Source organism: Burkholderia sp. AU31652 (assembly GCF_002223155.1).
In the GTDB taxonomy this organism is placed as follows: Bacteria; Pseudomonadota; Gammaproteobacteria; order Burkholderiales; family Burkholderiaceae; genus Burkholderia.
Genome location: NZ_NKFG01000008.1, coordinates 379,260 through 392,403 on the forward strand (window position 1 = coordinate 379,260; position 13,144 = coordinate 392,403).

The following is a 13,144-nucleotide window of genomic DNA, read 5'->3' on the forward strand; positions in this document are numbered from 1 at the left end:
GACGCTTTGGTGCGGTTTGATGGAGAAATGATGGAGCCGTCACGGGCTTGAAGGCGTTGCGTCTCCATCGATGGCGATCGCGTCACGCCTTCGCGGAAATGGCGCGAAGTTCCTCGAGATCGAGGTCGCGCGTCAGTTCGTGCAGCGTGTGCTCGTCGATGTCGCCGGCGCGATAGAGGCGCATGAGCTCGGCCCGACCCGCCGCGATCAATTCCAGCACGGTGTCCGAACGCGCAACGAGGTGGGGCTTGTATTCGTCGGCGTGGCGCGCGTAGCGGGCCATGTCCTCGGCCTTGTGCCGGTGAATGTCCAGGAGCATCGGGTGAACGAGTTCGCCTGCCGCGTTGTAGGCCCGTTTTGCCATCAACTCGTACTGCACCTTGGCAATCACGGCCTGCGCCTCGCTCATGCTCAGGCGAGGCTGGTCGCTTTCCGGCGCCGCGAGCCCGGTCCAGCGGATCAGGGCGCCGAGCGACTGCCCCTGCACCAGCACGGTGGCGAGGATGACGGCGATGGCGGTGACGAGGATGAAATCACGCCCCGGAAAGCTCTCCGGGAGGCTGGCGGCGAGCGCCAGGGTGATCACCCCGCGCATGCCGGCCCAGCTCAATACCGTGGCATCGGCCAGCCCGAGCGGATGGAAGCGGGTCACGCCCAGCTTCCGCAGCAGGATGAGCGCGCCGTCCGACACATACACCCAGGCAAACCGCGCGAGGATGACGGCCAGCACGACGATCAGCACCGGCACGCCCATCTCCGCGAGCATCGAGTCGAGCCCGTCGCCCCGCTGGATCAACTCATGCAGCGAGGATCCGATGATCAGGAACACGAACGCCTCGAGAATGAAGATCGTGACGGACCAGAAGCCGGTGCCGTACAGTCGCGCCGACGCGCCGAGCACGCGGTGCTGGAACCAGGCGCAGATGAGGCCCGTCGTCACCGTGGCGATCACCCCCGACACGTGGAAGCGCTCGGCCAGCAGATAGGAGCCCCACGCACACAGCGGGCCGGCGGCGATGACCAGGCTGTCTTCGTCGAGATGGCGCATCAGGATGACCCACGCGCCCCCCACGAGCGCGCCGACCAGTACGCCGCCCAGCGCGAGCAGGGCGAAGCTGCCGAGGGCTTCGGCCGGACTGAACAGGCCCGTCACGCCCGCTGCCACCGCGAAGCGGAACAGCACGAGGCCCGTTGCGTCGTTGAACAGGCTCTCGCCCTCCAGGAGGATCAGGAGGCGGCGCGGCAGTTTCACCCGCTGCAGTGCGGCGCGGGCCGACACCGCATCCGGCGGCGCGACCAGCGCGCCCAGGGCCGCGCAGGCGGCCCAGGGCAGGGCGGGCACGAGCCAGTGCGCGACGAGGGCCACCACGACCGTGGTGAAGAGCACCGCCCCGATCGCCAACGCCCCGACGCCCAGCATGTGCCGGCGCAGGTGGTCGAGTGAGATGCCCAGGGCGCTGTCCATCAGCAACGGGGGCAGGAAAATCACCAGCACCAGTTCCGGATCGATATGCACCTCGGGCAGGCCGGGCAGGAAGGCGATGAAACCGCCGCCGATGATCAGCGCGACGGCAGGGGGCAGCCCGAGCTTGTGCCCGACGTAGTGCAAGACAAGGATCGCCAGCAGCAGCGCGATCATCAATTCGAAAATAGCCATGGTGAGGGTTCTGTAGTCGGCGCTTCAGCGCTTCAGCGCTTCGGTGGTGAGTGGCCCATGAGCGCTTCGGCCGGATGGAAGGCGCACTGAGCGGCCGGTTTCCAGGAGCCGGGCAGCTTCAGCGCCCGGCCGGGAGCGGGAAGGGCGCCACGTCTATGTCGTGATCCGCGCAAAGTCGATGCAGGCGATGTGAATCGCGAGAATCATCGCGGACGCGTTCGTCGGCCGACCATTTCGCACGCTTGGCCGAAATATCTCGTCGCCGGGGGTGATGGGCCTACCGCTCATCGCGCATATCCCTGCCCGTCTGGCGAATCCTTTGTGCCAGTTTTGATAGCCGTAATGTCCGCCCGTCGAATCCCGCCACGAAAGCACCACCGTGCTGGACGTCGGTTGATCCAGGATGTCGATCGTCGCGCTGCACCTCGATCGATCGCCCGAAGTCATTTTTCTGCGTGAATCAAGTGCGCCGTCGTTGCGCTGCCGGTTGATGCGCGCGCCGTCGCTGCATGCGTTGAGTGAGTGCATCATGTGGCGCCAGCGTTCTTCCGGTTCGATTGCGCCGATCGGAATCAACGTTACGCGGCCGATCCGTGCATCGTCGCTGCTTTCCCGTTCGCGAGCATCGCCATCGATCGACGAAGAGACATTGCCCTGATTGCTCATTTCGACCCTCGCTGCGCGCATGCGGTTGATCAGATCTCTGGAAAAGACGTCTTTCCGAGGACGACTCGAAAACAACGGAATCGCAGCGTGGCCGCCGGCGTGCAATGCGCGTCGGCCTGTTGCTATGAGCCCGTTGCGCGCACCAGTCTGACGAGATCGACGATCGTCGCGACCAGCGCGGCCAGCAAGACGGCTGCGAGCATCAGATAGCTCGGCGTCTCCCGGATCACCACCGCGATCGGGTTGTCGGTCGTGGGAGACGACACGGCCAGGATCAGGCCGTAGGCGACGAACCATCCGGTCGCGATCGTCAGCACGACCGCGACCGTCAGGAGTCCGACGATCCGCGCCATGTGCCTTGTGCCGCCGCGATCCATGGCGCGCGTTCAATGGCTGCTGCGCAGCCGGTAGCCGACCCCGCGCATCACCTCCGGCATCCCGGACGCGCCCGCGCATTCGAGCTTCTTGCGCAGCCGGCTGATATGGCTGTCGACGGTGCGCTCCAGCGCATCGACGTCGGCAAGGCAGGCATCGATCAGTTCGCTGCGCGTGAACACGCGGTTCGGCGAGCCGGCCAGGTGCGCGAGCAGCCGGAATTCGGTCAGCGTCAGCGAGACGCCGGTTTCTCCGGTGTCGGTGCGGACCGTGGTCAGATAGCTTTGCGTGTCGATTTCAAGGTTGCCGACCTTGAGGAAGCGACCGGACGTGGCCGTTTCGAAACGACGCAGGATCGCGCGGATGCGCGCGACCACCTCGGCCGGATTGAACGGCTTCGTGATGTAGTCGTCCGCGCCGAAACGCAGCCCCTGCAAGCGATCGATCTCGCGGTCGAGCGCCGTGATGATGACGATCGGCGTGTCGCTGCGGCGGCGCAGTTCGACCAGGACTTCCCAGCCGTCCTTCTTCGGCATCCTGACGTCGAGCAGGATCAGGTCGGGCTTCAGGACGGGCTCCACGTCGAGCACGGCCTGGCCGTGATCGACGCGGTAGGTGCGAAAGCCGTCGTGGGCGAGGTACGCGTCGAGTATGTCGGCGATCTCCGGATCGTCTTCGGCAATGAGTATCAGAGGGTTCATCGGGTTCACTGGAAGTGAGCGTGACCGTTAGGGCGATCCGGCGGCGCGGCACGTGCGCCGCCGGACTTCACCGTGCTTTCAGTCGTCGCGAACGGATGGGCGACGGCCCATTGCTCAGTTTTTTGCCACGCTGTTGGCGGGAGGCACGTCGGTGTCGGTCAGCCCGCCACCGAGCGCCTTGTAGAGCGCGACCGCGTTGCCCAGTTCGGCGTTGCGCAGATCCAGCAACGTCTGGCGCGCGGCGTACAGCTGGCGCTGCGAGTCGAGCAGTTCCAGCCGATCCTCGATGCCGGCGCGATAGCGCAGGTTCACGAGATCGGTCCGGCGCTCGGCGCTCTTGACGACCTTGGTCTGCGCGTCGATCTGGCGGCTGAAGGTCTCGCGCCCGGCGAGGCCGTCGGCCACTTCGCGGAACGCGGTCTGGATCGAGCGTTCGTACTCGACGACCGCGCTGGATTTGCGCACTTCCGCGAGATTCAGCTCGGAACGCAGCCGGCCGCCCTGGAAGATCGGCAGCGTGACCTGCGGCGCGAAGCTCCACACGCGCTGGCCGCCGTCGAACAGGCTGCCCAGCCCCGGGCTGAGGAAGCCGATCGACGACGTCAGCGACAGGCGCGGGAAGAATGCCGCGCGCGCCGCGCCGATGTCGGCGTTGGCGGCGACGAGATTCTGCTCGGCCTGCTGGATGTCCGGCCGGCGGTACAGCAATTCCGACGGCAGTCCGGCCGGCAGCTTGGTCATCACCGGCTGGCGCTCCAGCGACAGCGGATCGGGCAGGTTCTTCGGCAGGTCGGTGCCGACCAGCAGCCGCAGCGCGTTGCCCGCCTGCTCGACGGCACGCGAACGCGCCTCGAGATCGGCGCTGGCGCTCGCGACCTGGCCTTCGGCCTGCGCGATGTCGACGCCGCTCGCCTGGTCGGCGAGCTTCAGGCGGCGCGCGAGGTCGAGCGACTGGCGCCAGTCGTTCAGCGTGCGTTCGGACAGCGCGCGCTGCTCTTGCGCGAGACGCTCGGCGAAATACGCGTTGGCCACGGAGCCGACGAGCGCGATCTGCACCGCCCGGCGGCCGTGATCGGTCGCGAGGTAGCGCGCGAACGCGGCATCCGACAGCGACTTCACGCGGCCGAACAGGTCGATCTCGAACGCGCTGAGACCGATGTTCACGCCGTACTGGTTCTGCGTGTTCTCGAGCAGCGGCGGGTTCGATTGCGAGTCGGCGGCCGTGCGCTGGCGCGTGAAGCTCGCGCCGGCACCGATCGACGGCAGGCGCGCGGAACGCTGGATGCCGTACTGCGCTTCGGCAGCCTGGACGTTCAGCGCGGCCAGGCGCAGGTCGCGGTTGTTCTCGAGTGCGAGCTCGATCAGGCGCTGCAGGCGACGGTCGCCGAACATCGAGCGCCAGCCGAGATCGGCCGCGTTCGCGTGCTGGTCGGCCGCGACCGCGGTCGTATAGGCGGTCGGCACCGGCAGCTCGGGCTTGACCAGCTTCGGCGCCATCGAGCACGCCGACAGCGCGAGCGCGGCGGAAACCGCTGCGGAAAGAATGAGTAGTCGCATGGCATCAACCTTCATGTTCGTGGGTCACGGCGGCGGGCTTCTTGCCGGATGCGCGCCAGGCCGAGATGCGTTCCTGGATGCTCATCACGAACACGTAGAAAACCGGAACGAAGAAAATGGCCAGCACGGTGGCGGTCACCATGCCGCCGAACACGCCGGTGCCGATCGCGTGCTGCGTCTCGGCGCTGGCGCCGGTCGCGATCATCAGCGGGACGACGCCGAGGCCGAATGCGAGCGAGGTCATCAGGATCGGGCGCAGACGCAGCTTGGACGCCTGCACGGCCGACTCGATCAGCCCCATGCCTTCCTCGCGCAACTGCTTCGCGACTTCCACGATCAGGATCGCGTTCTTCGCCGACAGGCCGATCACGGTGATCATCCCGACCTTGAAGAACACGTCGTTCGGCATCCCGCGCAACATCACCGCGGCGAGCGCGCCGATCAGGCCGAGCGGCACCACCAGCATCACCGACAGCGGAATCGCCCAGCTCTCGTAGAGCGCCGCGAGCACCAGGAACACGACGACCATCGACAGCGCCATCAGCATCGGCGCCTGCGAAGCCGACTCACGCTCCTGCAGCGACTGGCCGGTCCACGCGACCGTGAAGCCCGGCGGCAACTGCGCGGCCAGATGCTCCATCTCAGCCATCGCCGCGCCGCTGGAGTAGCCGGGGGCCGAGCCGCCGGAGATCCGTGCGGACGGGTAACCCTGGAAGCGCACCAGCTGCAGCGGGGTTTCCGACCAGACCGGGCGCACCACTTCGGACAGCGGCACCATGCCGCCGGTCGCGTTGCGCACGTAGAGCTTCATCACGTTCTCGATCTGCATGCGGGCCGGCGCATCCGCCTGGATGATCACCTGCTGCATGCGGCCCGCGTTCGGGAAGTCGTTCACGTAGGTCGAACCCATCGCGGCCGACAGCGTGTCGCTGATGGTCGTGAACGACACGCCGAGCGCTTCGGCCTTGTCGCGGTCGATGTCCAGCTTCACGCTCGTGCCGGCCGGCAGGCTGTCCGGATAGACGCCGGTCACCACCTTGCTTTGCGCGGCCAGTTCGAGCAGCTTGGCTTCAGCCGCCTTGAGTGCCGCGTAGCCCTGGTTCGCGCGATCCTGCAGGCGCATGGTGAAGCCCGAGCTGGTGCCGAGCCCGTCGATCGCGGGCGGCAACAGGCTCATGACCGTGCCTTCCGTCACGCCGCCCATCGCGGCCTGCGCGCGCATCGCTTCGTCCATCGCGTTTGCCCCTTCGCGCTTGTCCCAGTCCTTGAGCACCGCGTAGTTCAGTGCCGCGTTGGAGCCGAGGCCCGAGAAGCCGTAGCCGATGATGGAGATGCTCGACTCGATGCCCGGACGCGACGCGAGATGCTTCTCGAGGGTCTTGACCACGTCGCCGGTGCGCTCGACGGTCGAATCCGACGGGAGCAGGAAGCCGGTCATGAAGTAGCCCTGGTCTTCCTCGGGCAGGAACGACGACGGCAGCATGCGGAAGCCGAACACCAGCGCGGTGGAGATCGCGACGAACAGCAGCATCACGCGGCCCGTGCGGCCGACCAGCTTGCCGACGCGCGTTTCGTACCAGCTCGTCATGCGGTCGAAGCGGCGGTTGAACCAGCCGAAGAAGCCGCGCTTCTCGTGGTGGCCATGCTCGACCGGCTTGAGCATCGTCGCGCACAGGGCCGGCGTCAGCGTCAGCGCGAGCAGGGCCGAGAACATGATCGACACGGCCATCGACATCGTGAACTGCTGATAGATCACGCCGACCGAACCGCTCGACATCGCCATCGGCAGGAACACGGCCGTCAGCACCAGCGTGATGCCGATGATGGCGCCGGTGATTTCCTTCATGGCCTTGATCGTCGCGTCCTTCGGCGACAGGCCTTCTTCCACCATCAGGCGTTCGACGTTCTCCACGACGACGATCGCATCGTCGACGATGATGCCGATCGCGAGCACCATGCCGAACATCGTCAGCACGTTGATCGAGAAGCCTGTCATCAGCATGACCGTGAAGGTGCCGAGCATCGCCACCGGCGCGACGATCGCCGGGATCAGCGTGTAGCGCACGTTCTGCAGGAACAGGTACATCACCAGGAACACGAGCACCATCGCTTCGATCAGCGTGTGAATCACCTTCTCGATCGAGATCTTCACGAACGGCGCGGTATCGAACGGGATCGAGTAGGTCATGCCGGACGGCATCGTCTTGGCGATCATGTCCAGTTGCTCGCGCACGGCCTCGGCGGTCTTCACCGCGTTGGCGCCCGGCGCCAGCTGCACGCCGGCGAAGGTCGCGGGTTTGCCGTTCTCGCTGTTGACGAAGGTGAACGACTGCGGGCCGAGCTCGACCCGCGCGACGTCGCCGAGCACGACCTTCGAGCCGTTCGCGTTCGCGCGCAGCACGATCTTCGCGAACTGCTCGGGCGACGTGAGCTGGCCTTGCGCGGTGAGCGGAACCGTGACGCGCTGGCCCGGCAGCGCGGGCGCCGCACCGAGGCTGCCCGGGGCGATCTGCACGTTCTGCTGGGCGACGGCCGTCGTCAGGTCGTTCATCGACAGGCCGTAGGTGATCAGCTTCTGCGGATCGACCCAGATGCGCATCGCCTGTTCGGAGCCGAACAGCTGCACCTTGCCGACGCCTTCGACACGGCGCAGGTCCTCGACGACGTTGCGTGCCATGTAGTCGGCCAGCGCGTTTTCGTCATAGCGGCCGCTGTCCGACTTCAGGCCGACGAACAACAGGAAGCCGGTGGAGGCGGACTCGACGATCACGCCGTTTTGCCGCACGACGGGCGGCAGGCGCGGCTCGACCGACTTGAGCTTGTTCTGCACCTCGACCTGCGCCATCGCCGAATCGGTGCCGGGCTTGAAGGTCGCGGTGATCTTCGCCTGGCCGGAGGTATCCGACGCCGATTCGAAGTACAGCAGGTTGCGGACGCCGGACAGCTCGCGCTCGATGAGGCTCAGCACGCTGTCGGTCATCGTCTGCGGCGTGGCGCCCGGGTAGGTGGCGGTAATGGTGACGGTCGGCGGCGCGACCGACGGATAGCGCGCAACCGGCAGTTCGGGGATGGCGATCAGGCCCAGCAGGATGATGAAGAGAGCGATCACCCACGCGAAGACCGGGCGCCGGATGAAGAATTGGGACATGACTGGATGCTCCCCGTGACTCAGTGCGACGAAGCGGTCTTGACCGCTTCAGGCGCCTTCCAGGCGGTCGCCGTCACGGGCGCACCGTCGCTCAGGCGCTCCATGCCTTCGACGACGATCTTCTGGCCCGCCTGCAGACCCGACTTGATCCGATAGCTGCGGTTCGTCAGCTCGCCCACCTCGATGGCCTTCAGGTGCGCCTGGCTCTTCGCGTCGAGCACCCAGACCTGCGGCTTGCCGCCCGCTCGGACGATCGCCTGTTGCGGCACGGTCAGCGCGTTCTCGAAGTGCCCACGCGGGATGCGGGCACGCACGTACATGCCCGGCAGCAGCTCGCGCTTCGGGTTGTCGACCAGCACGCGCAGCAGCACGTCGCCGGTGCCCGGGTCGACGTTGACGCCCGAGAACAGCATGCGGCCCTTCACGTCGTAGCGCGAGTCGTCGTCGCGCAGCACGTCGACCGGCAGCCCGTTGCCCGCGGTGTCCGGCTGGGCCGCGAGCGCGCCGCGCAGCGCTTCGAGCGACGCGGCCGGCTGGCGCACGTCCACGTAGACCTGGTCGATCTGCTGGATGCGTGCCATCGGCTGGCTGTCGCTGCTCGCGACCAGCGCACCCTCGGTCACGAGGGCCTGGTCGATGCGGCCGGTGATCGGCGCCTCGACGGTCGCGAACTTCAGGTCGAGCTGGCGGCGGGCGAGCGTCGCGCGCGCCTGCGCGACGTCGGCGGCCGCCTGGTCGCGTTGCGACACCGAGTCGTCATACACCTGGCGGCTGATCGCGTCGGCCTCGACCAGCGGCTTGAGCCGGGTGGTCTGCACCTTGGCCCGCGCGAGCGCGGCTTCCGCGCGTTGCAGGGCGGCCGCGGCCGTGTCCATGTCGGCCTTGAACGGCGCCGGGTTGATCTGGAACAGCGGCTGGCCGGCACGGACTTCCGTGCCCTGCTCGAACAGCCGCCGCTGCACGATGCCGCTGACCTGCGGCCGGATCTCGGCGATCCGGACGGCCGCGACGCGGCCCGGCAGGTCTTCGGTCAGGTCGAGGGGCGCGCCTGCGAGCGTCATCGCCGCAACCGGGGTGGCCGGCGCGGCGGCCTGCTGTTCGGTGGGCCCGCAGCCCGCCAGCATCGCCGCCACCAGCGCGCACACGGCACCGTAGCAGGCTCGTTTCTGATTTTTCATGTGGACTCCATAGACGCAGGCACCCAGTGGCCCGCATTTTCGGATCGAAGTGTGCGTGCGCCCGATGGAGTTTTTTGTGCGGAAAGATGGAGGTTTGATGGAGCGGGTGAAAGATTGGCCGATGGGCGATCGGCAGGCGGGGCGAGCCGGAAGAGGACGGGCGCCGGGGCGGCCTGGCGCTATCCGGATGCGGGGTGGGCATCCCGGAATGCCGCAATCATCTGATGAAATGCCGGTCGCCGTGCGTGCCATTGGCATGCACGGGCCGGTGCCCGGGGGGATGCTATTGAGAGGTTCGCTTCGGCGGGAGCGGCGTGCGCTTCGCGCGGGTCACGGGCGCCCTTGTTCAGCGGTGGAGGGCGTGTGCGCCGCGCCGCAGGGCGGCAGACCGGCGCACGGGGCGTGTCGACCGCTTGCGGCGAGGCTTACCGCGGGTCGGCATCGAGGGGGCGTTGCGGGGCGAGCGCCGCATCCTTCCGATCCGATGCCGCCGTGCGCCCCGACGCGGGGCTGTCGGGCCAGCGCAACGCGAACGACGTGCCGCCGCGCGCGGTTGGGCGACACGATGCTTCTCCGTCGTGCGCCTGCGCGATGGCCGCCACCACGGCCAGCCCCAGGCCGCTGCCGCCTTTCTGGTCGGAATGCGTATCGTCCACGCGCCGGAAGGCATCGAAGATCCGGGCTGCGCAATCGGCGGGGATGCCCGGGCCTTCGTCTTCGACCACCAGCTGGCACGTACCGTCTTCGACCCGGGTGTGAATGCGGATCGCACCGGGCACCGCGTAGCGCCGTGCATTTTCCAGCAGCGCGAGCAGCGCCTGGCGCATCCGGAACGCGTCGCAGCGCACGGGCCGCGTATCGAGATCGAGCACCATGTGTTGACCGGCAGCGGCCAGTGAATCCTCGAACATCTCGACGACCGCCTTGACGTGCGTCGCCAGGTCGGTCTCCTGGATACTGACGCTCAGATGCCCGCTTTCGGCGAGGCTGATCACGCGCAGATCCTCGATCAGGCGCGTCAATCCTTCCGCCTGGGTCAACAGGCTGCGGAACAGCGCCTCGCCCGGCTGGAAGACGCCTTCGGCCAGCCCCTGCAACCGACCGCGCAGGACCGTGACCGGCGTACGCAGTTCGTGCGCGATCGCGGCATTCCAGAATGCCTGCTCGTCCGTCATCCGCTGCAGCTGGGCGGCGAGCGCATTGAAGTCGTCCGCGATCAGCGCGGCTTCGCGAATCGATCGATCGCCGGCGACGGCGCGCGCGGTCAGGTCGCCCCTGGCGACGCGGCGAATGCCGTCCGCGACCGAGTTGAGCGGTACGAGGATCCGATGCGCGAGCCGGGTGGACACGACAATGGCGAGTATCAGGCCGATCAGGAGCGTGATGCCCAGGCATATCCACTCGGGGGGGGACGGAATCCAGCTTGCCTGGTGGCAGAACTCGCCCCAGTGCCGGAGCATCACGTAGTAGAACACATAGGTCATCAGCACGACGATCAGCATGATGCCGAGCGCCAGCTCCGCCATCGACACCGCAATCTTGCGGCCCAGACCACCGAGTTTCATTTCGTGCTCCCAAGCGTGGCGTTGCGTCGATTCACGACGGGAAGGTTGTGCAGCGTGATTGCCGTGGTGTCAGGGGAGAGGGGGGATCGGGGCGGGTGAGCGGCGGGCCGGTCAGGAGCGGCCGAAGCGGTGCGGGAAGTCGCTGCGTGCGTCGGTGCGTCGAGGGTTCCGGTGGCAGGGGCGCCGGAGGCGTCATGTGGCCCAGGAGCGGAAAAGGTCGCACTGGTGTCGACCGGATCGCTCCCGGCCGACAGAGACAGCGGCCGAACAGCTCGATTAGTGCGGGACAGTTGGGATGCTTGCGTCATGGTGTCCGCTTTGGATTCTGCTAGTGGCTCCATCGAGTCGCAATGTTACCGCACGAAACGCGCTGCCCGATGACACGGCGGGTCGGCATGCATCGGAAGGTGGGCGGTGGTGATGTCGTCGTGCGGTACGCGCCGGTAGAGGGGGACGCAGGGCCTGACATCGCCGGAATCGCAATTCGGCTGTCGGTGCGCAACCCGCTTGCGTCAATGCATGCAGGGGGGGCCGCCGCCTCGGCGCAGGGGCAGGGGCGGGTCGCCAACGGTATGCAAAGCGGATGGGAATGGTCGGCAGTCCAGCTGGGGTTCTTCAGGGCGATGGCGGTCGCCCGTCATTCCGCGAAGGAACGAATGGCGCGGATGGCGCCTGGAGACGATCGCCGCACGGCTCTTTGCGGTCGTGTTCGTTCCGGAATTCGTTCAGGAGCGCGAAGTCTGGGCGAATGCAAGCAAGACCGCCGTCATCCGCGTGTTGCGGTGGCGGACGATGTGATCGGTCTGTAATTGCCGGGGCGTACGGGCAAGCGCGTGCAAACTGGCCCGATGGTCGCCGGACAACGGATCGACGGCAACATGGCGGCTCGGCTGGGCGTCGATCACGGGCAGGCCCGGCACGGACATTGAGCGGTCACCTGGCTCCGACGCCGGCCGCTCCCATAACCGACAACCTTCGTGCGGTCCGATGAACGGCTCCCGTCGGCGATGTCGAAGGCGGGAGTCCCGCAAGCATGCGACGCAAGGATGTCGCCCCGGTCTATCCGGCCGCGACGCTAGCAGCCTCACCACGCTCCTTCGCCGCCCGCAGATGCCGATCGCGATCGGCCAGCCAGTCTTTCCGCTCGCCGCGCCAGCCCACCGCGTGGATCCGGTCCATCCGGCGAGCGGCCACGGTCGCCGCGCAGGCCAGGCCGGAAAGCGGGATATCGAGCAGGCGCCAGCGGCCGGCATGCGGCGTATCGACCTCGCGGAATGCCCCCGCGAGCGGCGCCAGCGAATCGAGCGTCGCGCCGTGTCCGGTTCCGCACGCATTCGAGAGGCTGTCCAGCCGCAACTGGTCGCGCGATACCGGATCGGCGAGCGCGCTGGTCTGCGCCATGCCCAGCCCGATCGGGCCACGGGCGATCGCGATGACGATCCAGATCCCGGCATGGCCGATCACGACGTCGAGCCCGTCCAGCAAGTCGCAGCCCGCGACCGCGATATGGTCGGCATCGCGGTCGATCAGCGTCAGCGCGTCGGCTGCCTGGCCCGCCAGCGTTCCCAGGATTGCGCGCAGCGCCGACCGGCCGATCGCGAAGCGGCGGCCGTGCGCGCGATTCGGATGCGTGCGGGCACGCCGCAGCTCCGCTTTCGACAGGTAGAGATGGCCGCGCTCGCTGGTGACGAGCTGCCATTCGCCGCGCAGTCGCCACAACAGGATTTCGCCGGGATCGGGGAGCCGCGACGGACAAGACGCCAGCGCGTGCGAGCCCGTGATCGTCAGGTTTGGATAGCGCATGCCGGCCCTCGTGTCGGGGGTGAATGCAACGCGGCGTGGCGCACCGGCATGCGTCATGCCGGTTGTCCGGCCTGCCGCGCATCCTCCCCCGAAGGCTGCCGCGTGAGCCGCGCGGCGAGCGAGACGGCCTGCCCGAACGACGCCACCGCATGATGCGGAATCCCGAATGCCTTGACGGCGACTTCACCCTGCGCGGCCACTTCCGCGCGCCGGTCGGGATCGGGTTCGACGCTGATGAGCGCCTTGCAGACGGCGCCCAGCGCTGCCTTGTTCTGCTTGAGCCAGACCGCGCGATGCTTGCGGTCGTCGTGGCTTTCGTCGGTATCGAGTTCGACGTAGACGATCACGAACGGCTCGCCGTGACGCATCAGCGTGTCGATCTCGCCTTCCCAGCGGGGCGCGTAGCCCGGCGTGGCGTGTTCGGCGCGAAACACGCAGACCGGAAAGAGATGGATGTCGTGTAACGCGAAATCATTCGGATTGAGAGCGGGCAT

General features: G+C 67.5%; 11 protein-coding genes. All 11 read right to left on the reverse strand.

The genetic code is table 11. From position 1 onward, the window contains the following. Nucleotides 1-82: 82 nt before the first annotated feature. Nucleotides 83-1,657 carry a Na+/H+ antiporter gene (locus tag CFB40_RS37415; RefSeq protein ID WP_089434259.1) on the reverse strand — a complete coding sequence of 525 codons (1,575 nt, stop codon included), beginning with the start codon at nucleotides 1,655-1,657 and terminating at the stop codon, nucleotides 83-85. 153 nt (nucleotides 1,658-1,810) lie between these two features. Next, nucleotides 1,811-2,323 (reverse strand): DUF3331 domain-containing protein, encoded by a 513-nt coding sequence (locus CFB40_RS38865; RefSeq protein WP_179255348.1) that lies wholly within the window; start codon nucleotides 2,321-2,323, stop codon nucleotides 1,811-1,813. Between the two features lie 122 nt (nucleotides 2,324-2,445). Further along, the gene (locus CFB40_RS38870; protein WP_179255349.1) at nucleotides 2,446-2,676 is read right to left on the reverse strand and encodes a hypothetical protein; all 231 of its coding nucleotides are present in this window, start codon (nucleotides 2,674-2,676) and stop codon (nucleotides 2,446-2,448) included. Between the two features lie 33 nt (nucleotides 2,677-2,709). Next, nucleotides 2,710-3,399: a response regulator gene (locus CFB40_RS37425; protein ID WP_089434261.1), complete on the reverse strand. Its 690-nt coding sequence runs from the start codon at nucleotides 3,397-3,399 to the stop codon at nucleotides 2,710-2,712. Between the two features lie 114 nt (nucleotides 3,400-3,513). Further along, a complete protein-coding gene (locus CFB40_RS37430) occupies nucleotides 3,514-4,956 on the reverse strand; it encodes an efflux transporter outer membrane subunit (RefSeq protein ID WP_089429472.1) in 1,443 nt (480 codons plus the stop codon). A gap of 4 nt (nucleotides 4,957-4,960) precedes the next feature. Continuing rightward, complete coding sequence (locus CFB40_RS37435) at nucleotides 4,961-8,104, reverse strand: multidrug efflux RND transporter permease subunit (RefSeq protein WP_089429473.1); 3,144 nt, start codon at nucleotides 8,102-8,104, stop codon at nucleotides 4,961-4,963. Nucleotides 8,105-8,124: 20 nt separating this feature from the next. Then, nucleotides 8,125-9,282, reverse strand: coding sequence for an efflux RND transporter periplasmic adaptor subunit (locus tag CFB40_RS37440; RefSeq protein WP_089434262.1), 1,158 nt, complete (start codon nucleotides 9,280-9,282; stop codon nucleotides 8,125-8,127). Between the two features lie 425 nt (nucleotides 9,283-9,707). Continuing rightward, nucleotides 9,708-10,847, reverse strand: coding sequence for an ATP-binding protein (locus CFB40_RS37445; protein WP_089434263.1), 1,140 nt, complete (start codon nucleotides 10,845-10,847; stop codon nucleotides 9,708-9,710). A gap of 725 nt (nucleotides 10,848-11,572) precedes the next feature. After that, on the reverse strand, nucleotides 11,573-11,773 hold the full coding sequence (locus CFB40_RS38495) for a hypothetical protein (RefSeq protein ID WP_143329959.1): 201 nt from the start codon (nucleotides 11,771-11,773) through the stop codon (nucleotides 11,573-11,575). Nucleotides 11,774-11,906: 133 nt separating this feature from the next. Beyond that, entirely contained in the window at nucleotides 11,907-12,650 is a 744-nt protein-coding gene (locus CFB40_RS37450) for a hypothetical protein (RefSeq protein ID WP_089434264.1), read from the reverse strand. 53 nt (nucleotides 12,651-12,703) lie between these two features. Continuing rightward, nucleotides 12,704-13,144, reverse strand: coding sequence for a hypothetical protein (locus CFB40_RS37455; RefSeq protein ID WP_089434265.1), 441 nt, complete (start codon nucleotides 13,142-13,144; stop codon nucleotides 12,704-12,706).

Coding starts and splice junctions, on each gene's coding strand:
- CFB40_RS37415 (WP_089434259.1), bottom strand. CDS start 1,657: ATGGCTATTTTCGAATTGATGATCGCGCTGCTGCTGGCGATCCTTGTC.
- CFB40_RS38865 (WP_179255348.1), bottom strand. CDS start 2,323: ATGAGCAATCAGGGCAATGTCTCTTCGTCGATCGATGGCGATGCTCGC.
- CFB40_RS38870 (WP_179255349.1), bottom strand. CDS start 2,676: ATGGCGCGGATCGTCGGACTCCTGACGGTCGCGGTCGTGCTGACGATC.
- CFB40_RS37425 (WP_089434261.1), bottom strand. CDS start 3,399: ATGAACCCTCTGATACTCATTGCCGAAGACGATCCGGAGATCGCCGAC.
- CFB40_RS37430 (WP_089429472.1), bottom strand. CDS start 4,956: ATGCGACTACTCATTCTTTCCGCAGCGGTTTCCGCCGCGCTCGCGCTG.
- CFB40_RS37435 (WP_089429473.1), bottom strand. CDS start 8,104: ATGTCCCAATTCTTCATCCGGCGCCCGGTCTTCGCGTGGGTGATCGCT.
- CFB40_RS37440 (WP_089434262.1), bottom strand. CDS start 9,282: ATGAAAAATCAGAAACGAGCCTGCTACGGTGCCGTGTGCGCGCTGGTG.
- CFB40_RS37445 (WP_089434263.1), bottom strand. CDS start 10,847: ATGAAACTCGGTGGTCTGGGCCGCAAGATTGCGGTGTCGATGGCGGAG.
- CFB40_RS38495 (WP_143329959.1), bottom strand. CDS start 11,773: ATGTCCGTGCCGGGCCTGCCCGTGATCGACGCCCAGCCGAGCCGCCAT.
- CFB40_RS37450 (WP_089434264.1), bottom strand. CDS start 12,650: ATGCGCTATCCAAACCTGACGATCACGGGCTCGCACGCGCTGGCGTCT.
- CFB40_RS37455 (WP_089434265.1), bottom strand. CDS start 13,144: ATGCCCGCTCTCAATCCGAATGATTTCGCGTTACACGACATCCATCTC.